Here is a 24,214-nt window from a genome sequence, read left to right on the forward strand (position 1 = left end):
CCTTTCAAGACGCAGCTTGAATCCGCTCAAGGATCGTCGCTGGCTTACAGTTGGCTGGCAACAGAGCGGCCATTTCCCCGGCTTTCGTCCCGGGGGAGGCGAGCACGTCCCGTAGGTCGGCATACGATTCATGGCCGCGGTGTATGGCGATTTCCAACAGGGTATGGATCACCGCGCTGCTGGCTCTTGCGACCTTGCCGAAGAGCCAGTTCTTTTTGGCGATCGACGTGGCGTGAATGGCATTTCCGGTGAGGTTGCTATTCACCTCGACTTGGCCGTAGTGGACGAAGACTTCCGCTTGGGTCGGAGGGCGAGGATGTAATCGATCTCGTCGAGTAAATTCGCCGGAACTTCAGGCGTGATGAGCCCGAGGCCGATAGCGGGCAGCCGCTGCGGTTGGCGTTCTTGCTTGGATTCGAGGGGGAAAGCGACAGAGTCAGGCGAAGCCGCTTGCGACAGCCGGTCCCGAATTTCCTTATGCAGCAGCGGAAGCTGTTGGAGAAGCGCTTTTACGGCGTCGGCCCGCCAGCTCGTCCGCCATTTCCAGCGTGGCACGCTTGTTCAGCCTGTAGGCCAGCAGCAGTGCGGTGCAGAGCGCGAACATCACGCCAACCGCGAGGGTGGAGGTCACGTGGTAGCCGGTCACGGCGTCCGCGGCCTCTGGGTGCTTCGTGTCGTAGTGGAAGACCCCGGCCATGATCCACAGGAACGAGGCTGAGCCGAGCGCGAGGCCCGCCTTCAGGCAGAAGCCGATCGTCGCGAACACCATGCCGGTGAAACGCCGGCCGGTGATCAGCTCCGAGTAGTCGGCGACGTCCGCATAGATCGCCCAGATCAACGGCACCGTCGGCGCATAGACCAGCGAGCCCAGAACCGTAAGCGCCAGCATGCCGGTGACCTGGTCCGGCTTGAGCAGGTAGAACGCGAAGGCGTTCACCGCGGAAAGCGCGAACCCGGCCACGGCCACCGCCTTCTTTCCGAAGCGGCGAGCGAAGGAGGCGGAGGCCAGGATGCCGAGGATCATGGTCAGGGTGCCGATCATGTTCGCGAGGCTGTTGAAGACGTCGGCGATGTTCGAGGCGGCGAGGTTGTCGCGGGTGCCGTGGACGATGTAGCCCAGCGATTCCAGCAGGCCGCCGGGTTTCGGCGCGCCCTCCGCCAGCGCGGGCGCGGTCAGGCCGAGCCGCGCCAAGAAGTCGAACATCGCCGCCTTGTCCGTGAACTGGTGGTAGTAACTGTAGAGCGCGCCGCCGCGGAACGAGAGGATGGCGAAGTGGACCAGCGTCATCAGCGCCATCACCCGCCACGGGCCGTTCCTGAGCAGGTCCACGAAGTCCTGCTTCGGCGGCGTGTGGGTTTCCGCCACCGGCTGGATGCGCTCGCGGGAGGTGAAAAATGTAACCAGGAACAGCACCAGGCACACCACCGCCCAGATCGTCATCGTGACCTGCCAGCCGTGCTGGCGGTCATGGCCCTCCGAGAACCGCGCCACCAGTGGCAGGGTGAAGCCGCCGACGATGAACTGGGCGATGTTCACCGCGATGAAGCGGAACGAGTTCAACTTCGCGCGCTCGTTCAGGTCCGCCGTGATCACGCCTCCGAGCGCCGAATACGGCATGTTGTTCATCGAGTAGAGCGTCATCAGCAGCATGTTGGTGATGACGGCGTAGGCCACCAGCGGACCGGCCTTCCAGCCGGACGGGGTGGTGTAGGCCAGCACCATGACCACGGCCCACGGCACGGCGGTCCACAGGATCCACGGCCGGAACTTCCCCCAGCGGGTGTTCGTCCGGTCCGCTAGCACGCCCATGATCGGATCGAAGATCGCGTCCCACAGCCGCGGCCACAGCAGCACCGAGGCGGCCGCGCTGGCCGTGAGCCCGAACACGTCCGTGTAGAAGTTGAGCTGGAACAGGATCATCGTCATGAAGACGAAGTTCGCGGCGGCATCCGCCGCGCTGTAGCCGGCCTTCTCGATGAAGGTGAGTTTCGGGGTGCTCATGCGTGGTTTTTTGAGGGTTTTTCGTGAGATTGGCAGGAGGGGTAGCGCCGCGGAGGGGGCATTGGGTCCAAGTGGAGGACTGGATTTCGGGGCGCGCGGCGAGCCGGCATTTATCGAGGGTGGAAATCGTCGGAAGGCAGGTCTGCTGCAAAGGTGATTCGGAATTTAGCGCGTCCTAGGCAAGCTGGAAATGAAACGGTTAATCAGGCGAGCCCATATTTGACACTCGTTCGAGCTCAAGGAGGATAAATAGGGGTGGCGAAGTTTACCTCTTTTGGGGATATTTTGGGTCCATTTTGCGAATCCCCAAGAGCGGTGAAGCTTGGGAGCTGTATTAATCGTTTGATTTTCGGCTTGTGCCGGGAGGCTGAAAAAGGCAATGGTCTGGAGGTGGCCGATGGCAACACCACAGCATGCGCGTATGATGGAATGGCGGAGATTCTCTTGGGCCATTGAGAAAAAGAGCGCGGGATGTTGGGGTGGCGCTGACGCCCCCTTCCCGGAGGGTTAGGCGAAGTCGCCTGTCCCACTGGATCTCCCCAAAGCCGGAACGGTCCACTTTTCAATACGCGTAATCAGCTCACCTTCTCTGTTGATTTTGGCAATGAGTTCCTTTCGTCGAGTGACCATCAAGGACATCGCGCAGAGCGTGGGGCTCAGTACGGCGGCCGTGTCGCAGGCGTTGCGACCTCATCCGAATTCGAACATCAAACTACAGGCCGAGACCGTGGAGCGGGTCAAATCCGCTGCAGAAAAGCTGAATTATCAACCGCATTCCGGAGCACGTTCGATCAGGTCGAATAGTTTCAATTCGATTGGCTATTTCACCGCGAAAACCGGTCAGTTTACCAATACCCCGCAAGGATACATGGCGGGTGTCCACGACGTGGCTGAAGAACAGGGATTTCGGATCACAATGATCCGGTTGCCCCGTACTCTTGATGACATCAGCCAGGCGATGCCGAGTGTGTTCACCGAGCGGAACCTCGATGCCCTGGTCATCGAGAGCTACAACGAACTCGCCGATCAGATTTACAAGCGCATTCAGGCCAGCAATATGCCGGTCGTCTTTGTCAATGATCGCCACGAGACGAATTCGGTGTACGTGGACGATGAGTGGGGTGCTATTCAGCTCACCAACTACCTCATATCGAAGGGCTACAAGAGGATCGCCTTCATCCAACGCCAGACTCTCGGCGGGCCGCCCACGGAGCGGATGCATCATAGCGCTGTTGATCGGGAGGCTGGGTACCGCAAGGCGATGACCGAGGCCGGACGTCGTCCCGTCTACCACACGGTTCAAACAACCGATGTCGTGGGACTCGATGTGGAGCTCACGAGTGAGGATTGGGCGGTGATCATGCGGCACGATGCCGTCATTGCCTACGACGACGATTTGGCCAATTTGATTTGTCGGACAGCCTACGACCGCAATGTGCGCGTCCCGGACGCCTTGGCGGTTGCTGGGTTTAACGGCGATTACGCGTCATTGTGTGCGTGGCAGAGGCTCACCACCATGCGAATTCCCTCGTACGAGATGGGGCGGAAGGCGGCGGAAATGACTTTTGAACTGGTGCGTGGAGGTCCCGACATCAGTCGTCCGTCGGTTGCGGTCCGCCCCATTTTGGTTCCTGGCCAAACAGCCTGATGTTCTGACCTAGAACGCTCTCTCCTACACAAGCATTTGCTCTATTTCTAATTAAACGTATCATTTATCAGTATGCAGCAACACCCTGCCACGATTCACAATCCGGTTCTCCGCGGCTTCAATCCAGATCCTTCGATCCTCCGGGTGGGCGATGACTATTACATTGCCACTTCGACCTTCGAATGGTTTCCAGGGGTCCAGATTCATCATTCGCGCGATCTCCAAAACTGGCGGCTACTGACCCGAGTGCTCGACCGGCCTAGCCAGCTTGACATGGTGGGGAATCCGGATTCCGGGGGCATATGGGCACCCTGCCTTACCTTCGCCGATGGGCTATTTCACCTCATTTATACGGATGTAAAATACTGGAAACGTGAGCCTTACAAGATTGCATACAACTATATGGTGACGGCTGCCCAGATCACCGGCCCTTGGTCCGATCCGGTGTTTCTGAACAGCAGCGGATTTGATCCTTCACTCTTTCACGACGACGATGGGCGCAAGTGGCTCCTCAACATGGTTTGGGACCACCGAAAGCGGAACAATCGCTTTGCTGGAATTTTGCTCCAAGAATATTGCATGGAATCACGGTCGTTGGTCGGCCCAATTAAAAATATTTTCACCGGCACCGATCGGGCCTTGGTTGAAGGCCCTCACCTTTACAAGCGCAACGGGTGGTATTACCTCCTCACTGCGGAGGGGGGGACCGAATATCAGCATGCGGCGACGCTGGCTCGCTCCCGTACCATCGATGGGCCTTATGAACTCCTTCCAGGCAAACATCTTCTTAGTTCCTGGGGGCACCCCAAGCTGGAGCTGCAGAAAGCTGGTCACGGCTCGCTGGTGGAGACTCAGCACGGGGAATGGTACCTGGCCCATCTCTGCGGTCGCCCCATCGATGGCAAGCATTGCACCCTAGGCCGCGAAACCGCTCTCCAGAAGTGTGTGTGGGGAGACGATGATTGGCTGCGTTTGGAACAAGGTGGCATGCTGCCGGCGCTTGAGGTTTCTGCTCCGCGAGGCCTTGATCCCGTGCCGTTCGAGCTTCCCGACTGGAACGGTCGCTTTGATACCCAGAAGCTGGACATCCACTTTCAGAGTCTCCGGCGTCCGATTACCGAAGATTGGCTGAGTCTTGGCGAGCGCCCTGGCTTCCTTCGACTCCAAGGGGGGGAGCCCACTGTCAGCACCTTCCGGCAAAGCCTCATCGCGCGCCGGGTGCAGGCCTTCGACATCCGGGCGGAAACCTCCGTGGACTTCCAACCCCAGAGCTTTCAGCAGATGGCGGGTCTCATCGCCTACTACGATACCGAGAACCATTACTATCTCCGCCTCAGTCACGACGAGCACCTCGGGCGAACCCTCAACATCATCGCCACCGATTCCGCGGAAAGCCGCGAACTACTGGAGAACGATCTCCCTGTTCCTGCGACGGGCGAGATTGGCATGCGTTTGACACTAAAGGGCGCGCATCTTCAGTTCGAGTACGCTTTGCCGAACGACGAATGGCTGGTGATCGGGCCGGAGCTAAACGGCGCAATCCTTTCGGATGATCACTCCCACCTCGGCTTCACGGGGGCTTTTGTGGGCCTATGCTGCCAGGATTTGACCGGCCGACGACTGCATGCCGATTTTTCGCATTTTGTTTATTCCGAATTGCCGTCAAGTGGACCTCGGGCAAGTGCCAAGGGCGCGGTGGAGGGCGAGCAATGTCAGTCTGCTCTTTCAGTGGGGGAGAACTGTTTTCCCTGAGGCGTGAAACCGGGCTTAGGCGCATTACAGCCACCAATTCCTCTCCGAATGCAGACCTCCACCTGATGTCTAGCTCACCCCCGTTTGCAGAGTGGGGAGCGACCTCTTGGAGGCTTGGAGCCAGAATCAACCGACGGGAAAATGGATCGATTATGAAAATTAAACGTTTCATTTTTGACTTGCGGCGGTACCTGCCGGGTTTTAATTAAACGAGTAACTTTCGGGAAAATCATCGCATTCTAATTCCCGATTTCCAAACCCCCAAAAAACAAAACCCGATGAAGCTACGCCTGCGACCCGTTCCGTTCCTCCTTGTTCGTCTCGTTGTAATGGGGGCGGCGGCGGTGAATACCATTCATTTTGCCCAAGGAGCCAATGCGAGTTGGGATGGTGGTGCCAGCACGGTGAACCTGGGGGATGCTGCCAACTGGACGGGGGATACCACCCCCGGCGGCAACGGCGATATTGCCACATGGAATGGCACCGTGGCTGGCAACCTTGTTCTGTCGTGGGGTGGAGGTTTCGGGAGTTCACCCAACGGAACCAATTTTTACGTTACCTCTACGAATACCGGCAGCTTGACACTTGATGGGACCGGCAATCTTGCGTTTGGCAATTTGACCATCGAGAGCGGAGCGGGTGCCGTCTCGTTTGGGGATGGCTCCGGGACTGCGGGCTTCGTCTTCCGCAATCCTGGGGGGAACACCAGCAACACCCTGATCAACAATAGTGTAAATACGGCAACCTTCAAATCGGACCTCTCGCTGAACAGCGGCTCGGGCGCGGGCAGAACGGTAACTTTCGATGGAGCAGGCAACTGGCAGGTCGATACTTCACTGAAGCCAGCGGGAGCCGGAGGGTTCAATGTCACCAAAAGCGGGACGGGCATCCTGACTCTCACCAACGCGAATACCGGAGGCAATTCTCCGTTCATCATCAGCGGTGGCACGTTGAGGATCGGAGGCGGAGGCCAATTGAATGGTGGCAGCTTTTCCCAAACGATCACAAACAACGCGACTTTTTCTTACAACAGCTCTTCAAGCCAGGCGATCTCAGGGGTGATTTCCGGCACAGGCACGGTGATTGTCGGAGCGGGAACCCTCAGTCTCTCAGCCGTGAACACGTATGGAGGAGGGACTACGATCAATGGAGGCACGCTCACGGTCAGCGGTTCCGGATCGATCAATTCCACAAGCGGCATCACGGTGGATGGCACGGGTGCCAAATACCTGCATGACAGTTCCACTGCGTCAACGCGTAACATCACCCTCACCCGCGGTTTCGTTGCGGGCACGGGAACGATAGGCGCCGTCACGGTGGGCAATGGAACGGGCGGGGTGGTCGCCAATGGCAACGGAAACTCAATCCCTCTAACGGTCGGCAGTCTGAGCTTCAACGGTGGTGCGGCCATCAGCATCACGGATGATGGTAATCCTGCAACTTCGGGAATCATTGTCTCCAACGCCCTCTCCACCGTCCCAGCCAACGGCCAGGTCATCATCAACGCATCGAACTCGTTTTGGAACAGCGGGGTAACCTACAATCTCGTTAGTTGTGGCAGCTTTGGTGGTGCGATCTCCAATTTCACCAAAGGCACCATCGGTGGCCTGACCAGTCGCCAAAGTTCGGTTCTGGTGCTCAACGGATCCACGATTGGACTTCAGATCCTGGGCGATTCACCCAAATGGACGGGTTTGGATAGCAGCAATTGGAAGCAGGGCAGCACGGGGGCGAATGGCAATTGGCAACTCGTCAACGGAGGAAACCAGACCGATTACGTCGATGGCGATGTGGTCCTCTTTGACGATACGGCTGTAAACACCACTGTTTCGATTTCCGGTGCGAGTGTGAACCCGTCCGTCGTCAATTTCAGCAATAGTTCACAAACCTACTTTTTGAGCGGTGATTTCGGGATTGCTTCCGGCTCATTGAACAAGAATGGCGCGGGCGCTCTCATCATATCTGCACCCAATAGCTACAGCGGTGGTACCACCATGAATGCCGGTACGATTGCCCTCTCTGGCAACGGCACCCTCGGCTCCTCCAGCAATCCTCTCACTTGTGGCGGCGGCCTGCTGGATCTGGGAGGACTCAATTGCTCGGTAGGGGCTTTGACCATCAGTGGCGAAGTTGTCATCCAGCAAGGGTCTCTTACCGCGACCGGATTGACTGCATCCAACTCGGTCGCTGCCGCGACTATTTCGGCCAATCTGACGTTGGGAGCAGGCAGCATCACCAAAACTGGCGGCGCCTCCTTGGGGTTGACCGGATCGACGTCCTATTCCGGGGCAACGAACATCAATGGGGGAACTCTTGCCCTCGGGGGAGCAGCCAGCATTGCGGGAAGTAGCGCAATTGCGCTCGGGGGAGGGGCCTTGGATCTTGGCGGAAGCAGTCAGACATCCAATGCCATTACCATCGCAGCCCCTGCCGCCACCGGGGCCACAATTTTGAATGGGACCATTTCGCCGTCTGCTCTGAGCGTCACTACGACGGCGGGCATCGCGATCATTTCTGCCAATATCACGGGTACCACGGGCATTGCGGTCAATGGCGGTGGGGGCACCCTCAGCCTTACCGGCAACAACTCGTTCAGCGGAGCGTTGAACTTCACTGCCCCGGCAACAGTGACGATTGACGGTGGGGTCAATACAGGTGGCGGAGCGATCTCCTACAACAGCTTCGGAACCACCGTCACGATCAATAGCGGCTCCTATGTCACGAGCGGCATCACCTCAAACGGTCTGAGCGAATTCAGGTCCTTGAATCTGAATGGAGGCACTCTCCAGGCCAATGGCAACCTCTTTGCAGATACCTTGGCCGTCTCCATCAACTTCAATGGTGGAACCTTGAAGAGTGGAAATGCCGCCGGCATCGCCCTTTTTGACTACAACAACCTGATCCAAATCAATGGAAGCGGCGGTACTTTCGATACCACTGGAGGACCAATCACGGTGGGAAACAATGCTGACATGATAGGGGCGGGGAATGTCCATGTCCCCACCGTGAACCAACCGAAGATCAGCGGTACCGCAGGTGGCATCATCACCTTGATGGGAGGGAATACCTTGGTCGCGGGCATCGGGAATACAGGGATGCTCGGAATCCAGGACAGTTCCACTTGGAACCTCAATGGGATAGCCTCGTCGGTCGGGGGGCTTAGCGGAGGGGGGACGGTCACGAGCACTCCCGGTAGCGCAGCGCTTACGATCAACTTTGGTTCCGCCAACGGTCCCTATACCTACTCCGGCGCTATTGCCGGGGCAGCGAATATCTCGCTCATCAAGGCCGGAGATGGAACCCAGATTCTCGCTGGTATAAATTCCTACACGGGCGATACGACAGTAACCGGCGGCATTCTCGCTGTCTTGGGTAATTCCCTTCCGGATACGGGGAAGGTCGTGGTCGACGGGGGACGCATCGAAGCCAATGGAATGGAGGTGGTGGGTACGCTCTATTTTGGAGCCACCCAGCAAGCAGCAGGTACTTGGGGGGCCACCGGTTCGGGAGCGGAGCACATTGACGACGCTCGCTTCAGCGGTGTCAGCGGATTTCTCCTCGTGACCGCTGGCCCCGGAGGATATGCCACCTGGGCAGCCGCGAACGCCGGCGGTCAGGCTGCGAACTTGGACTACGACCATGATGGAGTCAGTAATGGCGTGGAGTACTTCATGGGGCAGAGCGGATCATCCTTCACTGCCAATGCTGCGCTTGTGGGTGGCACGGTCACGTGGCCCAAAAGCGCGACTTTCAGTGGCACCTACAAGGTTCAGACGTCGACGAATCTCACGACATGGACTGACGTGACTGCGACTGACAACGGAACCTCGGTGTCTTACAGCCCACCAAGCGGGCAGGGAAAACTGTTTGTCCGATTGCTCGTGACTCCCAATTGATATTGTTGCCACCGGCCTCCCTTGCGGCTTCTAGCCGCAAGGGAGGCCCACGCTGAGCGCGAAGAACTGATCTTTCATTTTTTACGCAGGCGAAAGCTGTGTGAAGCCAACTCTCTCGTCCATCGCCGCCGAAAGGTGCTTCCTTCTCGGCCTGAATCCGTACGAATCCAGGCCGCGGAAAATGGCAATGGGCTGGAAACGACGCTTCGACTCTTCGGACGGCATGAGGGTCATCGTTGCCAAAATCCAATCACATTCGCGACGATGACGGTGCGGTTGCCTACTTGGACGTAGGGACGAAAGCACTTGGCCGAAGAAGGTTAGCCAAAGCTAAAGGCGAATTGAATCCATATCTCGGAAAACCCACCATGAAAAACCTCAGTTCCGGAAAACAGCTTCTCCGGTGTCTGATCGCGCCACTTGTTGTCCTAGCCCTTCTGTTGGCGAGCGTTCGAACGGATGCCGCGCCGCTGCGGCGGCCGATTTCTCCGAACCAACCGATGTGGCTGGTTCACATTGACACGTGGAACTACCCTGATCCGCAAAAAATCATCGCCCTCATTCCTCCGGACATCCGGCCGTATGTGGTGATGAATATTTCATTGTCGATTAGCCACAACGAGACGACAGGCCAGTTCCAAGTGGCGGAGTATGGCTACGAGGTTGCCAAATCATGGTTGCGCGCCTGCGCCGAACAGCGGATGTGGGTCATGGTCCAGCCGTCGAGCGGAGGCTTCAGCCAATTTTCAGACTTCGACCTTTCCGTATACGAGGAGTTTTACCGGGACTACCCGAACATGATCGGCTTCAACTATGCGGAGCAATTCTGGGGCTATGATAGCCAGACCGATCCGCTTTCCGCAAAATGGAGCGACCGCATCAATCATTTCGCGAACCTGCTGGCACTGAGTAACCGCTACGGTGGCTATCTGGTCGTCAGTTGGTGCGGAAACCAGTGGTCGCCGAGCATCAATCCGATCGCGATGTTGAAGCGCATTCCAGCATTCGCCGCTGCTTGCCGGGACTACACGGAGAACTACATCCTGTGCGAAAAATACACCCAGCAATCCTACCAATCCGACATGGAAAGCATTTGCCTGGGTTCGTGGTTGTCCGGCTACACAGGTCAGTATGGCATGCGCTACGATGATACCGGCTGGACGGACGTCAGCGGGAGCCATGAGAATTTCACCATGGCGACGCAGGGCGCGCCATTTCTCGAACACGTGATGCTCACCGGGCAGACAGTGTTCGATGGTCCCGAGCTAATCTGGACGCAATGCTTTCGTGAACTGTCCGCGGCCGCGACAACCGATGGCTACACCATGAGGCGGTGGGGGACCTATCCGCAGTTCGACAACGTCAGCATCGACCTATTCCGCAAGGTGGTGGATGGCACCGTGCGTATCCCGGGCCGACGGGAGGTCATCGATCGCACAAAGGTGGTCATCATCAACAATGTCAACACCGGCGGCACCGACACCATCTACAGCTCGCCCGATACCCTGTTCGAAGGTCTCTATCGCATGGATGGGGACGGCAACCTGCTGAACAACAAATCATTTTTCAAGAAAACCGGACGCTACCCCACCGTGCCGACCGTCTATCAGCTCGACGATGCCGATGCGAATGCGTTCCAGATAAAAGTCAACCGATCAGCCTACGCGACCCGCTGGCCAGCGGTCTCCAACAAGGTAAACGAATTCAACAGCCTGTTTCCCCAGCAGGCCACCGGCGACCTCTACGCCGGGCGTCACGAGAACGGGTGGGTAATCTACAATCCCTACAAGACCGGCCAAACAGCAAGCGGGAGCATTCCATTCCAGTACAATACCTGCGACCGGATGGCGCTGACCTGCTCCCAATACACTGCAGGGGTCGTGAAGGAATTCGCCGACAAGGTGACCTTCTATCTCAGCAATTACGACAACGTGATCGATACCGGTCTCAAGACCGACACGATCGCGATCCACGGAGCCACCGCCGAGCCTACCTTTACTTGGGCCGACCGTGGCAGTCATCTGACCAGTGTGGTGACGAAAGCCTGGTCGGGTGGTGTTTTCACTCTCACCGTTCAACACAACGGACCGCTCGACATCACGGTGAACTGCGCCGGCACCGCGACCGGAAAACTGGTCCAATTCACTCCCGCTGCCCTCCTTCCTCCAGTTCCCCCGCGGGCCTTCGCCGGGCCACGGCAGTACGAAGCGGAGTGCTTCGACTACAAAGGCATCGCCGGCACGACGAACGGCGGCCAAAACGGCAGCATCCGTAATTATCGTGGGCAAGGCTACCTGAATATCGGCACCAGTGCCACCGCTGCCATCCGGGATACGGTCAGCGTGCTCTCCTCCGGCACCTATCGACTTGAGACGCGATACTCCGTCGTTGGCGCGGACATTGGCACCGTCGATCTTTACGTGAACGGAACCAAGGTGGCGACGCCCGCTTTCACGCAAACACCAACCCTGAGCGATTGGGCTATCCACAAGCAGAACATCTTGCTCAATGCTGGATCAAACATCGTCGAGTTCCGTGCCACCACCACGCGGCCCAGTCCGCTTTACTTCGATGGCATCACAGTGATGCCGACCACATACGGGAACGGTCTGGTGATTCAGGAAAACGAGGCGGGTTTCGGTGGGGTGGATGGCACCATCGAAAGTAGTCGGCCAGGATACACGGGTGCCGGCTTCGCCAACACACAAAATGCCGCGGGAGCAGGCATCGACTGGTGGTTGGATTTCTCGGCTGCGGATACCGCCTCCCTCACTTTCCGCCATTCAGGCGCGGAGCAAAGGGTCGCCGACCTCTACATCAACGGCCTCAAAGTCGTCTCAAGCATCCAATTTCCCGCCACCGGCTCCCAGTCCGCATGGGACCTTGTCACGGTCCACGCGCCGGTGACCGCGGGGTTATCCCGCATAAGGCTTCAGGCGGTGTCCACCTCAGGACTGCCTGAAATCGATTTCCTCGGCGTGGGCGGCGATCAAGCGGCCGGAGAGATCGCACCGCTGGCAGATACCTATGCGCGCGGTGGTAGTTCGGCGGGGATGAACTTCGGAACGGCGACCCAATTGGTGGCGAAATATGATGCGGCCGATGCGAACTTCAGCCGTGTCTCCTACATGAAGTTCGATGTCAGCGGCCTGGCGAATGTTGAAAGCGCCAAGCTCAAGCTCGTGCCCTTCCAGGTGGATGGAGCGACGAATCTCAATTACGAGCGGATCACCGACGATAGTTGGGGCGAAACCCCAATGACATGGAACAACCGCCCCACCGCCGCCGGAACGCTGGCCGCAACCGTGGGCGGATACACGGTCGGCCAGCCGATAGCGGTCGATCTGACAAATGTCGTGAAAAGCGAGGCTGCGGGTGACGGCATCATTTCGTTGCGGATCTCCAACGAAGGCTGGAACTTCGTCGGGTTTCATTCGCGCGAAAGCACCACGGCCGCCTATAGGCCGGTGCTGGCCTATACCGCTGTTCCCACGGTGAGTCCCGGCGCGGTGAAGATGGCTCACCTCCTTCTCGACGATGGCACCGGCCTAACCGCGGCGGATTCCACCGGCAACGGCTGGAACGGAGCACTCGTCAACGGCCCCGCGTGGGTGAGTGGAAGCAACGCGCGGATCAATGGTGCGCTCGCTCTCGGCGGCGGCAGCCATGTCGTATTGCCGTCCGGCATCACGGGTGGTGTCACGGATTTCACCGTCTCGTTCTGGGTGAAGCCCGGCACGCTTTCCAACGGTGCCCGCGTCTTCGACTTCAACGACGGCAGCACCCTGAATCGTATGGATTTCACGCCGCATACGGCGACCGGTACAATGCGATTCGCGCTCACCGTGAATGGCACGACGCAAACGATGGAAGCAACATCCGCTCCGCATTTCACTGTCGGCGTATGGACGCATGTGACCGTAACCTTACGAGAAAACTCCGGAAAGATCTACATCAATGGGTCGGAGGTGGCCGCCAATCCAGCAATGACCATTCGGCCATCGCAACTCGGCGTCACGCCTAACAACTTCATCGGTAAATCCATCGCGTCAACCGATCCGGCCTTCTCCGGAACCGTGGACGATTTCAGGATCTACAAGGGGGCACTCAACGCCTCGGATGTCGGCAAACTCGCGTGGCCGCCTGTGGCACCGAACCTGGCGGCGACGGCTTCCAACGCGAAGGTCACCCTGAGCTGGAATGCGGCAAGCGGTGCAAGCGGCTACATCGTTCAGCGCGCCACCTCCAGCAGCGGGCCCTTTGTCGTGGTCGGCTCTCTGACCGGCACGTCTTTCATCGACACCGCCGTCGTGAATGGCACCTCCTATCACTATTTCGTCACGGCGGGCAACGGCATCAGCGACGGCAGCGCCAGCGCAATCGTGAGCACCACACCCAAGGCCTATCAGGAAACAGGCGGCGTCGTTTCGATGGAAGCGGAGAACGGCAAACTCGGCAACCGCTGGCGTACCACCGCCAACGCCAGCGCGTCGAACAGCGCTTATCTCGAGGTCATTCCCACCTATAATAACATCGGCACCGCCCCTGATGGCGAAACGGGCGAGTTCGTCGCGTCCTACGATTTCAGCATCGCGGCCACCGGCAACTACCGATTCTGGTTCCGCGTGTTCGCCGCCAATGCTGACGCCGATTCGTTCTTCTGGCGGATCGACGGCGGCAACTGGGTGATGGAAAACGGACGCGCTGGAAACGGCACATGGTACTCCGTCGACAGCTCGATTCTGGACAATCTCGCCGCAGGAGGGCACCTGCTGGAGATCGCTTACCGCGAGAATGGTACCGGCCTCGACAAGTTCGTCATCCAGCTCGATAGCCTGGCCGCTCCGATTGGATCCGGCCCTGTCGAGACCATTGTGCCAGCCATCCCTGGAGGCTTGACTGCTATGGCCATGTCGTCCTCGCGGGTGAACCTCGCGTGGGCACCTGCGGCAGGCGCAGCCAGCTACACCGTAAAACGCTCCACCATCAGCGGTCCCAGTTACATCTCTCTGGCCAGCGGTGTGACGGCGACCTCTTTCGACGACAATACGGTTACCGCAGGAGTGACCTACCACTATGTCGTTACGGCAAGAAACGTCATCGGCGAAAGCGGTGCCTCCACACAGGCCAGTATCACACCATCGGCTCCGCCTGTTTCCCCGGAGGAACTGAAGGCGCCCGTCATCGAACTCGCCGGGGGAAATGCTCGCCTAAACTTGGCCCTGTCCGTCATCGGCCACTCCTATCAGCTCCAATACAACGACAACCTCGCCGTCGGCGCTTGGTTAAACCACGGGCCGTCCCAGGCGGGGAACGGAGGTTCCCTGAACTTCTTCATGCCTGTCGATTCCGCCGCGCGACGCCGGTTCTACCGCCTTCTCATCCTTCAGCCATGAGTTCTTTCCTCTGTTTTTACCGTCTCCTTCGTGCCCTTGTCACCGCCACTGTCGTGTTGGTGCTGCCGACTGCATGGGCGGAAACCGTGAACCTCACGGTGGGATCAATCTCGCGGAACATGATCATTCATGCTCCGGTTGGGATCGAGGCGAACCGGCCACTGGTCATTTCGCTGCACGGCCTCAACCAGAATGCCGCCTATCAGCAATCCCAGGCCGCGCTCGATCCCATCGCTGACACCGAGCGCTTCCTCGTCGCCTATCCGAACGGTCTCAACAGCTCATGGAGTCTCTCAGGCACCACCGACATCGATCTCATCCTAGCCGTCATCGATTACATGGCTGGTCGCTACAACATCGACCGCAGCCGCGTTTATCTCTCCGGTTTCTCGATGGGCGGCATGATGACCTATTACGCGGCCACCCGGATCGCCGACAAGATTGCCGCCTTTGCCCCCATCAGCGGCTATCCCATCGGCGGGCCGAATACCACCAGTTCGAGACCGATTCCCATCATCCACACCCACGGTACCGCGGACGATGTGGTGGGTTACGGCAACGTGCAGTCCCATATCAATGCCTGGGTGCAACGCAATGCTTGTCCCAGCGTGCCCGTTGTCACGGATCCCTACCCGTCCAACAAGCCCAACTCGATTTGCACGAAGTATTATTACGGTCCGGGAACGAACGGTGTCGAGGTTGTGTTGATGTCACTGGAAGGGAAGGGGCACTGGATTTCCAACGACACCGCGAATGGCATCCATACCAGCCAGGAAATCTGGAACTTCTGCAAGAACTACACCGTCAACGGGCCGATCGTCGGCAACGGCGGGATCGTTTTTCAGGAAAACCAGGTGGGCTTCGTCGGAGTGGATGGAACCGTCGACAACAACAATGCGGGATTCACCGGATCGGGTTTCGCCAACACCGCCAATGCCGTCGGTGCGGGCGTTTCCTGGAAGATGAGATTTCCTTTTGCTGCAACCAAGTCGTTTGCGTTCCGCTACGCCTCCACCGATACCCGGATGGGGAAGTTGGTCATCAATGGAACGGCCGTCGGCAACGTGTCCTTTCCGGCCACCGGCTCGTGGGGCGTCTGGAGCACCGTCACCGTTTCGGCCCCGGTTGGCGAGGGGGGCGCAGATGTTCGCCTGAGCGCCGTTTCCGCTACTGGCCTGCCGAACATTGATTACCTCGAAGTCAGTGGCGGCGAGACCCTCGCCAGATCGCCCCTAGCGGACGCCTATGTGCGCGAGGGCTCAGGCAACACCGGGAGCAATTTCGGAACGAGTCCGCAACTCGTGGTGAAAAGCGACGGATCTGCCGGTTCGAGCTTCAACCGGAGAAGCTATCTGAAATTCAGCGCCGTTGGGCTGGCCGATGCCACCCGAATTCGCCTTCGGCTTGTGCCGTTCCAAGTAGACGGGTCGGCGAGCCTCGCCTACGAGGCGCTTTCCGATGACACTTGGACCGAGGCGCGCCTAATCTGGAGCAACCAGCCAGCGGGGGGCAGTATGATCCTCGCCACTCTGGGAGGTTATGCGGTGGACGTCGCGACCACCGTGGATGTCACGGCGGCGGCGAAGAGCGAGGGCGGCGATGGCGTTCTCTCGCTACGTATTTCCGATCCGGTAAATTCCAACACTCTCATCGGCTTCCATTCCAAGGAAGCCAGCACCTTGGAAAAGCGGCCGCTGCTCGAAGCCATTTATCCTGCCGCCGTGCCGGTTGCGACCGCGGTGGCGCACCTGCGTTTCGACGAGGCCGACAGCATCACCGCGGCTGATTCCACCGGTAATGGCTGGAACGGCTTGCTGTCCGGCGCCTCCTCCTGGGTGGGGGGCGGGAGCGCGGTGAGAAATGGGGCGTTGCGCCTCACCGGCGGTTTCCCAGATGTTGGACAGCGCAGCGGTGGCGTTTATCGTACTTACGGCGGAGGACGAACAGGCCGATGGGAAGGTTCACGCGCGGATGAACGTGATTCACGAAGCTGGACTTTTCCAAGGGCGTCTGGGTTTCGAGAAGGCAATTTTGCTCATTGAGGAGGGATGCGAAGAGTTCTCGAATATACAGGGGCTTGGGCAAATCCGATTCCCAACCGGGAATATTGCAGCGAAATTCGAGGAGATCCGCCTAGTGCTTGAGCGGGAAGGCCTTGTAGAGTAAGGCAATGCTGAGGTTGTGCTCGTCGACCGACTTGGATGCCGTCATGTTGCCGATCTCCCTAAGCTGAAACCGTATGGGTGCGGTTTCATCGCGGCCAGTGGCATGACGAGATGGGCTTGGAGTAGGTCGGTAATGTTTGTTGGCTTTGCAACGGCAGAAAGTAAATCATGTGGGTGAATTCGGCTCTATTGACCATACTTTGCCCGCTTCGATTTTACTGATTGCTCCGACGTAGTGGGACTTGAGGACTGCGGCACCACCTGAATGGCCGAACTCAAAGGTGAGGGTCTCCAATGGCTTCCCTAGCGCAACCATGACGGAGGCGTGAGTGTGTCGGAGAGTAAGCGCTCCATGCGGCCTCTCTTGACCGAGGATGCATGAAGCCGCTTTTCAGGACGCAGCTTGGATCGGCACGAGCACCTCGTTCGTAGGCTGCCAGTTCTTCGGGAGCAAGGCGTCGATCTCCGAGGCCTTCATCCCGGGCAGGCGTTCGAGAACGTCCCGCACGTAGGCATACGGTTCGTGGCCGTGTCGCTTCGCGCTCTCGATGAGCGTGTAGAGGATGGCGCTGCGGTCCCCGGTGTCCTCGCCTCCGACGAACATCCAGTTCTTCTTGCCCACCGCCGTCGGACGGATCGCGTTCTCGGTGAGGTTGGTGTCGATTTCCGCTTTTCCGTGGCGGACGAAGGTTTCGAGCTTCTGCCACAGCGCGAGGGTGTAATCGATGGCTCGTCCCAGCGGACTCTTCGGCAACACGGACACGTTGGCACGCAGCCGCTGCAGGTCGAGGCGGAAGCCTTCGAGGATCGGGATGCTTTGCTCCCGACGTATGGCAGCCCGTTCCTCTGGCCCTGCCCGGGTTTGGCGTAGTTCCTTTTCGATGGCGTAGAGGCCGCCGATGGCTTTGAGCGGTCCGGCCGCGAGGGTCTGCCCGCTTTGATACGCTTCGTGGAACTTGCGCCGGGCGTGGGCCCAACAGGCGGCCTGCGTGATCTCCGGATGCCGGGCGGCGTAGGTGTCGTAGGCGCGATACCCGTCGCTCTGGAGGATGCCGCTGAACCCGACGAGCAGATCATTCAGGCAAGCGCTGCCGCGGCTGGTGCGCCACTGGTAGAGGACATCGCCGCCAGGGCGGTGCAGGGTCCAAAGATAGCCGAGACCGGTTTTGCCGGTGCCGGGGGCGAGGTATTTGACCGGTGTCTCGTCGGCCTGGAGGTAATCGCCCGCGAGCAGGTCTTCATGGATGTGCCGGTAGAGCGGCTTGAGCCAGAAGGCGGCGAGTTCCGCCCAGCGACACAGCGTGTTGCGCCCGATGGCGACGCCATGTCGACGGGCGAGGATCTGTTCCTGACGGTAGAACGGCAAGTGGTCGCAGTATTTCGAGACGAGGGCGTGGGCGATGAGCGCCGGCGTGGCCGTGAGGCCGTCCTGAAGCCGCGGCGGGAGTTTGGCGGTGACGGGGGCCGCATCGCGGTCGGCGACACGGACGTAGGTGGGCCGGATCAGGCGGCGGATGAAGATCCGGCCGGGCTGGTAGTCGAGCTGGTCGCTGCGTTCCTCTCCGATCCTGCGCCAGGCATCGGGGCAGGCCTTGACCGGTTCGGGCAGCAGCACTTCTTCCACGACGGGAAGATGCTCGGGGATGCGCCCGCGGCGCGGCTTGCAATCAGGACGGGCGACGCTTGCTGCGCTGGCCTCCACCACCGGTGCGTCGCCGAAGGTCGGGGAGGCCGGGGCTTTTCCCGGCGGTTCACCCAGCAGGAGTTCGAGCTGGGCCGGGTCGAGCGCCTCGCTGCTCTTGCCGAAGAGTTTTCTCAGCACCAGATCGAGCTTCTGGCGCAGCAACGCGTTCTCCTGCTCCAGGGCGGAGATCCGTTCGAGATGCTGTTGTTCGCGCTCGGGCGTCATCGGACGCGCGCATGCTACGATGGTTGGAGTAGGCCCCGGCAAGCCGGATGTTCACTCCCGTTCATACCACGGGCGCATCCTCGCGCCCTTCAGGTCGATGCCGTCGGTGAGCAGAGCGAGCGCCTCCGGGGCGAGCTTGAGCTTGCCTCCGCGGCCATCCGACGGCTTCGGCCACGAGAAGGTACCCTTTTCAAGCCGTTTGGCGTGAACCCACAGGCCGGTGCCATCCCAATGGAGGAGCTTGATGCGATTGCGCGAGCGGTTCGAGAAGACGAAGACCGCGCCGCTGCGCGGGTCCTCGCCGAGCTGGCCTGTGACCAGCGCGTGGAGGCTGTCGAAGGACTTCCTCATGTCGCACGGCTCCAGCGCCAGGAAGACGCGCAGGCTGCCGGAGAGAGTCAGCACGGGCGGGTGGAGGTAAGATGGCGGAGCAGCTCCGCCACCCAGGCGAGGTGCTTGCGGTTGGCCACCTCGATGCGGGTGCCGTCGGCAAGCGTGACGCGCAGGGGCTCGGCGACGGCTGCCTGGACCGAAGGCTCCATGGGCGCGTCCACCACAACTTCGGCAAAGGAGTGTTGAACGGGTTCCGGTTCCTGCTGATCCCGGCGACGCTTCTGCACCCAGGTGGCGAAGGTCGAATACTTCAAGCCGTGTTGGCGGCAGAAGGCCATCGCCGACTGTCCGCCGCGCTCGAAGGCATCGAGCAGGGCCTCGCGTTGGGAGGGCTCGATCAGCACGCGGCCGCGGGAATCCGATCGGATCAAACCCGGCCCGCCACCGGGATCTACGATAGAGGTCATTCATGCCTATGTATCACCTATATCGTAGGTCCGGGAACGGGGGGCGTGTGGAGCGCTTACGGTTGGCCGGGGGAGTGGCGGGCTGCACCAGATCACTCCAGACCTTCCAGCCCGCCAGTCGGCGTATGGCCTTCTCTTTCCTTGTCCAATTTGCGGGAAGAACCGAGCTGCCGAGAGGGTATGCTGCGAGCCACTGTTCCAAAGGCATTGGAAAATGGATGAATCTTCTCCGCCCCGTTTTGGCAGAGGCGGCGTGGATCACGATACCCTCCTCGGTGAAGTCAGAGACTTCAAGGCGTTCGAGTTCGGCCCGGCGAATGCCTGTGAACAGGCTGATTGCAAATCCAGGAACACATTCCGGGTAGTGGCTTTCGGCCGCTTGGAGCAATTGGCGGCATTCCTCGTGTGTCAAGATGCCGATGGGGGCTCGGCGCACATCTTTCCTCTCTAAGACATCGATTAAGCGTGAGTCGCACCATGTTCGCGGCGCTTTTGCACACCAACGCCAAAAGGTCCTAATGGTCTCGGCTCGCCGATTGAAGGTGGAGTCGCGCCCGGTGGTGGCTTCCACGTGGTTTAGGAGTTCCTGGCCGGTAATCGTCGAAAGTTTACGGCCCGCAAATTCGCCCGCAAGGGCTGCCCGCATGTGCTCGTAGGCACGGACCTGAGCTTCACTTTTAGCCTCTTTGGTGAGGACGAATGCTGCCAAGGCAATTTCAACAAATTCGCTTCCAATCTTGGCTTCTTCGATGCCGACGGCGATACGCGCGGCGTCGATAAGAGAAAGCCCGACGGGGGCGAGCATCTCCGAGGCCTTGGTGGCCTCCTCTGCCAAAGCGGGACGAATTGCCGCAGCGTTTTCCCCGTGAGCCTGGCGCTTCGCCCTGAGGTTGGCGGCGTGTGCTTTGGCTTGGTCGCGGGTCTTGAAGAAGGCGCGTTCCCTCTTTCCTGACGCGGACAAGCTTGCGGGGATTTCGACCTTCCAACCGTCCTCGGTTTGGGCGATTTTGAATGATGGTGGGCGGCCCATGGAGTGTAGCTCGTAGCTGCCCGAATTGCCTAAAAAAGTCGAGAAATACCCGAAATGGCCGGATCTGAAGAAATTTATCGATTGGTTATTAGATTGTTGTGAAAAGATTTGTGGGCTTTTAACCAATTGGTCCTGGGTTCAAATCCCAGTCCTCGTACTTTCGCTCACCTACTTCCATTTGGAAGTGGATGGCTGTTTCCACCGAAGTCGTTCAAAGGATCGATAGGTGGCTCCCCTTTTCGAACTGTGGGACACGCTGGGATTTCCAGGTGGACCCCGCGCGCAAAAAAGCCGCGACACCCGTGGTGCCGCGGCTGTGGTTTCGCCCGGAGGCGGATTGTTGAAACCGGTTACTTGGCGGCGGGAGCGAGCACGCCGAAGCCGCGCTTCTTGAAGACCTCGGAGGCCTTCTCCGATTGGAGGAAGGCGATGAACTGTTTGGCCTCCGCGGCATCGTGGGACTCCTTGCACACCGCGGCCGGATAAATGATGGCCGGGGTTTCATTGGAGGGCACGGTGAAGGCGATCTTCACCTTCTGCGAGATGGCGGCATCGGTGCGGTAGACGATGGCGGCATCGGCATTGCCCGCTTCCACGGCGGCGAGCGCTCCGCGCACGTTTTCCGCGCCGACGGTCTTCGGCTGGACTTGCTCCCAGAGGTTGAGCTTGGTCAGCCAGGTCTTCGCGTAGACGCCCGCAGGCACCGCGGCCGGGTCGGCGATCGAGAGGCGGTCGAGCTTCGCGAGATCCGCGCCGGATTGGATCGTCTTGGTGGAGTCGGTGGGGATGACGACCACCAGCGCGTTGGAAAGCAGCGGCACCACGGCCTCCTTGGCGATGTGGTCGGCCTTCACCAGTCCGTCCATGGTCTTCTCATCGGCGGAAATGAAGACGTCCACCGGTGCGCCGGATTCGATCTGGCGGGCGAGCACGTTCGAGCCGGCGAAGACCGGGGTGACGGTGGTGCCGGGGTGGCTTTCCTGGTAGAGCTTGCCGATCTCGGTGATCGATTCGGCGAGGCTGGCGGCGGCGGCCACGCGGAGTTCCCCGCCACGGGCGAAGGGGGCGGTGAGCAGGAGGCCGAGGGCGAGGAGGCGAGGGATGGACGTCATGGTTTCCGGGGTTCGGGGAGGGCGGTTCGGATGAGGGCGATTTGTTTGACCTGGCGGATCCAGCGGGAGTGACGGAGATCGTCCACGGCCAGGATCATGAGCGGGCCTTCGAAGGCGGTGAGGGCGGCATCGTCGACCCGGTCCACGAGGATCACGCGGGAGCGGGTGAAGGCAGGGTCGAGTTCGGCGAGCGAGAACACCACCTTGTAGTTGTCGGCGGCGGAGAGCAGCACGGCGCGGTTCATTTCCTGGCCGCGCAGGGCCTCTCCGGAGGGCGCGCCGAAGCGCTTCGCGATCTCGATCAACGGAACGCCGGAATAGCGGTGCTCGGTGCCATCGCGGCCCTTCGCGGTGGCTTCGACGCGGGGCAGTTCCTTCCACGCGGCTTCTTCCAGCGGCTTCCACGCGGTGCCGTCATGGACGTCCACCACCGGGCCGGCGTGGAGGGCGGTGCAGAGCAGGGCGGCGAGGAGGCAGGAGAGGAGGTTAGAACGCATAGGTCAGGTCCACGTAGAGGGTACGGCCGGCTTCAGGGAAGCCTTCGGCGAGCTGTTGGTTGCGGTCGAGGAGGTTGGTGGCTCCGAGGCCGAGGGTGACGTTGTCGACGACATCCAGCTCGGTGCGGAGGTCGATGCGCGAGTAGGCACCGGTGCGGATGCCATTCGAGGCGGAATAGCGGGAGTCCGCCCAGCACCAGGAGGGGATCACGCGCAGCTTCTCCAGCGCGGACCAGCGGGCGTAGACGAAGGACTGGAGCGAGGGTGTGCCGATCGGGAAGATCGCGGGATTGCTGCGATTCTCGACTGAGATCCACGAGCCGCTCACGCCGGTTTCGAACTTCGGGGTCCAGGCCATGCTGGTGGAGAGTTCCACGCCGGTGTGCTCGGCCTTGCCGACGTTCTGGAGCTGGAACAGGGGTGCGCCTCCCGGGGTGAAGGCCACGCGATCCACGCGTTGGATCGCATCGTCCACCCACGAGCGGAAGACGGAGGCGGACCAGTGGAAACGCTGGTCGAGCGCCTTGCCCTCGATCTCCGCCTGGAGGTGGGTGGCGGTTTCGGTCTGGAGGTTCGGATTCGGGATCGCCTGGCCGAGGCGGTAGGAATAGCGGTCCTTGATGGTCGGGAAGCGGCTCTTCCGGCCGATGCCGATGCTGGCGTTGAGATCGTCCGGCAGCTTCGCGGACAGGATGGCCTGCGGGTTCCAGGAGTCGGCGTCGCCGCCGTTGATCGGGTTGCCGGTGTTGGTGTCCACGGCGCGGCCGATGTCCCGCCAATCGTGGCTGATGCCGGCGGCGAGGGTGAAGATGGAATTGAGCTGGTGCTCGGCCTCCAGCGCGGCGGACCAGGTGGTGTCCTCGAAGACGTAGTGCGGGAAGCCCACGTTCATCTCGTCGTGGTGGTCCAGCTTGCCATCGAGCGAGGCCTTCACCGTGGTGCGGTCGCCGAACCGGTGGTCGATCCCCACGGAGCCGCCGACCGTGTAGTCGTCATAGATGCTGGTGAAGGAGGATGGCTTGAGCTGGGTCAGATAGCGCGCGTCATCGTAGGCCTTCAGGGTGTTGTCGAACTTGTCGTAGTAGGCCTTCGTGTGGACCGTGGTGTCCGGATCGAGGGTGGTCTTGGTGAGCAGGTAGACCGTGCTCTTGTCCCACTCCGGCCACTGCCAGTAGCGTGGCTTCATGGTCTTGTCGTAGCCGGTGTAGGGCGGATTGCCCTTCTCGCCGCGCTGCACCCAGAAACCGAGGGCGTATTCATCCTCCGCGGTGGGAGTCCAGGCGATGCGGCCGGAGGCGCGCCAGTCGGTGTGATAGGAGTTGTCACGCGCGCCGCCCTTCTCGGTCGGGCGGGGCAGGAAGTCATCGGACAGCGGGATCGAATCCTGCTGGATCCACGAGGTGGAGAATTGCCAGTAACCGTGCTCCTCGCGGCCTCCGGCGCTAAGCGAGGCCTTCGCGCCACCGTTCTCGAAGGCCCCAATCTGGGCCTGGCCCTCCAGGGGTTTTTCCGGTCGACGGGACACGATGTTCACCACGCCGCCGAGCTGGTTCGGGCCGCTGCCCACCGGGCCGAGGCCCTTGAACACCTGGATCTCGTCCACGCCATCGGTGGAGAAACGGTTCAGATCGGCGTAGCCGTCGTAGGGAACGTAAACGGGGATGCCGTCGATGAGAACGGGGACCTGGCGGAGGTCGAAGCCGCGCACCGAGAGACCGGCCTCATTGCGGGGGCCGGTGGGGTGGTAGTCGACGCCGGGCAGCAGATCGAGCGCCTGGGCGAGGTCCTCGCGGTGGAAATCCTCGATGGCTTTCTTCTCGATCACGCCGCCGGTAAGATCGGAGCGGGGAACCAGGCCTTCCACCACCAGTTCACCCAGATCGGCGGGCGTTTCCGCCGTGGCGGTGGGAAGGAGGGGGAGGCAGGGTAGGATCAGCCAGCAAGGCAGGGAGGAGCGGTGCATCGGCCCCGACCCTAACGATCCGATCTATTTTTTAAAGTATAACG

Annotated in this window: 13 protein-coding genes and 2 pseudogenes; 6 read left to right on the forward strand and 9 right to left on the reverse strand. The window is 60.2% G+C overall.

Annotated features, from left to right (window positions below; all coding sequences use genetic code 11):
- Positions 1–4 precede the first annotated feature (4 nt).
- Together llg_RS11535 and llg_RS11540 are read right to left on the reverse strand one after the other, a co-directional pair.
- Entirely contained in the window at positions 5–265 is a 261-nt protein-coding gene (locus tag llg_RS11535; RefSeq protein WP_338290081.1) for a hypothetical protein, read from the reverse strand.
- Positions 266–475: 210 nt separating this feature from the next.
- Positions 476–2,002 carry a glycoside-pentoside-hexuronide (GPH):cation symporter gene (locus llg_RS11540; protein WP_338290082.1) on the reverse strand — a complete coding sequence of 509 codons (1,527 nt, stop codon included), beginning with the start codon at positions 2,000–2,002 and terminating at the stop codon, positions 476–478.
- Between the two features lie 622 nt (positions 2,003–2,624).
- On the opposite strand from llg_RS11540, the gene llg_RS11545 reads away from it, so the two are divergent.
- The 6 genes and pseudogenes from llg_RS11545 to llg_RS23025 form a co-directional block, all read left to right on the forward strand.
- Complete coding sequence (locus llg_RS11545; RefSeq protein WP_338290083.1) at positions 2,625–3,650, forward strand: LacI family DNA-binding transcriptional regulator; 1,026 nt, start codon at positions 2,625–2,627, stop codon at positions 3,648–3,650.
- 72 nt (positions 3,651–3,722) lie between these two features.
- Positions 3,723–5,402 carry a glycoside hydrolase family 43 protein gene (locus llg_RS11550; RefSeq protein WP_338290084.1) on the forward strand — a complete coding sequence of 560 codons (1,680 nt, stop codon included), beginning with the start codon at positions 3,723–3,725 and terminating at the stop codon, positions 5,400–5,402.
- A gap of 278 nt (positions 5,403–5,680) precedes the next feature.
- Positions 5,681–9,298 (forward strand): autotransporter-associated beta strand repeat-containing protein, encoded by a 3,618-nt coding sequence (locus llg_RS11555; protein WP_338290085.1) that lies wholly within the window; start codon positions 5,681–5,683, stop codon positions 9,296–9,298.
- 368 nt (positions 9,299–9,666) lie between these two features.
- Positions 9,667–14,694: a glycoside hydrolase family 98 domain-containing protein gene (locus llg_RS11560; protein WP_338290086.1), complete on the forward strand. Its 5,028-nt coding sequence runs from the start codon at positions 9,667–9,669 to the stop codon at positions 14,692–14,694.
- A 119-nt stretch (positions 14,695–14,813) separates the two neighbouring features.
- Positions 14,814–16,337, forward strand: a pseudogene (locus llg_RS11565) (DNRLRE domain-containing protein); the annotation flags it as partial.
- A gap of 241 nt (positions 16,338–16,578) precedes the next feature.
- Positions 16,579–16,860: pseudogene (locus tag llg_RS23025) on the forward strand (TIR domain-containing protein); the annotation flags it as partial.
- A gap of 390 nt (positions 16,861–17,250) precedes the next feature.
- Here llg_RS23025 and llg_RS11570 read toward each other — a convergent pair.
- The 7 genes from llg_RS11570 to llg_RS11600 all read right to left on the reverse strand — a co-directional run bounded on the left by llg_RS11570 (position 17,251) and on the right by llg_RS11600 (position 24,170).
- Complete coding sequence (locus llg_RS11570; RefSeq protein ID WP_338290089.1) at positions 17,251–18,768, reverse strand: IS66 family transposase; 1,518 nt, start codon at positions 18,766–18,768, stop codon at positions 17,251–17,253.
- A 51-nt stretch (positions 18,769–18,819) separates the two neighbouring features.
- Positions 18,820–19,173 (reverse strand): IS66 family insertion sequence element accessory protein TnpB, encoded by a 354-nt coding sequence (gene tnpB, locus llg_RS11575; protein ID WP_338290090.1) that lies wholly within the window; start codon positions 19,171–19,173, stop codon positions 18,820–18,822.
- Entirely contained in the window at positions 19,167–19,568 is a 402-nt protein-coding gene (locus llg_RS11580) for a hypothetical protein (RefSeq protein WP_338285800.1), read from the reverse strand. The genes tnpB and llg_RS11580 overlap by 7 nt, the downstream gene beginning before the upstream one ends.
- A gap of 13 nt (positions 19,569–19,581) precedes the next feature.
- A complete protein-coding gene (locus tag llg_RS11585) occupies positions 19,582–20,724 on the reverse strand; it encodes a hypothetical protein (protein WP_338290091.1) in 1,143 nt (380 codons plus the stop codon).
- 224 nt (positions 20,725–20,948) lie between these two features.
- The gene (gene modA / locus llg_RS11590) at positions 20,949–21,710 is read right to left on the reverse strand and encodes a molybdate ABC transporter substrate-binding protein (protein ID WP_338290092.1); all 762 of its coding nucleotides are present in this window, start codon (positions 21,708–21,710) and stop codon (positions 20,949–20,951) included.
- Complete coding sequence (locus llg_RS11595) at positions 21,707–22,207, reverse strand: hypothetical protein (RefSeq protein WP_338290094.1); 501 nt, start codon at positions 22,205–22,207, stop codon at positions 21,707–21,709. Before llg_RS11595 ends, modA begins: the two co-directional genes overlap by 4 nt.
- On the reverse strand, positions 22,197–24,170 hold the full coding sequence (locus llg_RS11600) for a TonB-dependent receptor (RefSeq protein ID WP_338290096.1): 1,974 nt from the start codon (positions 24,168–24,170) through the stop codon (positions 22,197–22,199). The genes llg_RS11595 and llg_RS11600 overlap by 11 nt, the downstream gene beginning before the upstream one ends.
- Positions 24,171–24,214: the final 44 nt, after the last annotated feature.

It is taken from the genome of Luteolibacter sp. LG18, from assembly GCF_036322585.1.
Lineage (GTDB): Bacteria > Verrucomicrobiota > Verrucomicrobiia > Verrucomicrobiales > Akkermansiaceae > Luteolibacter.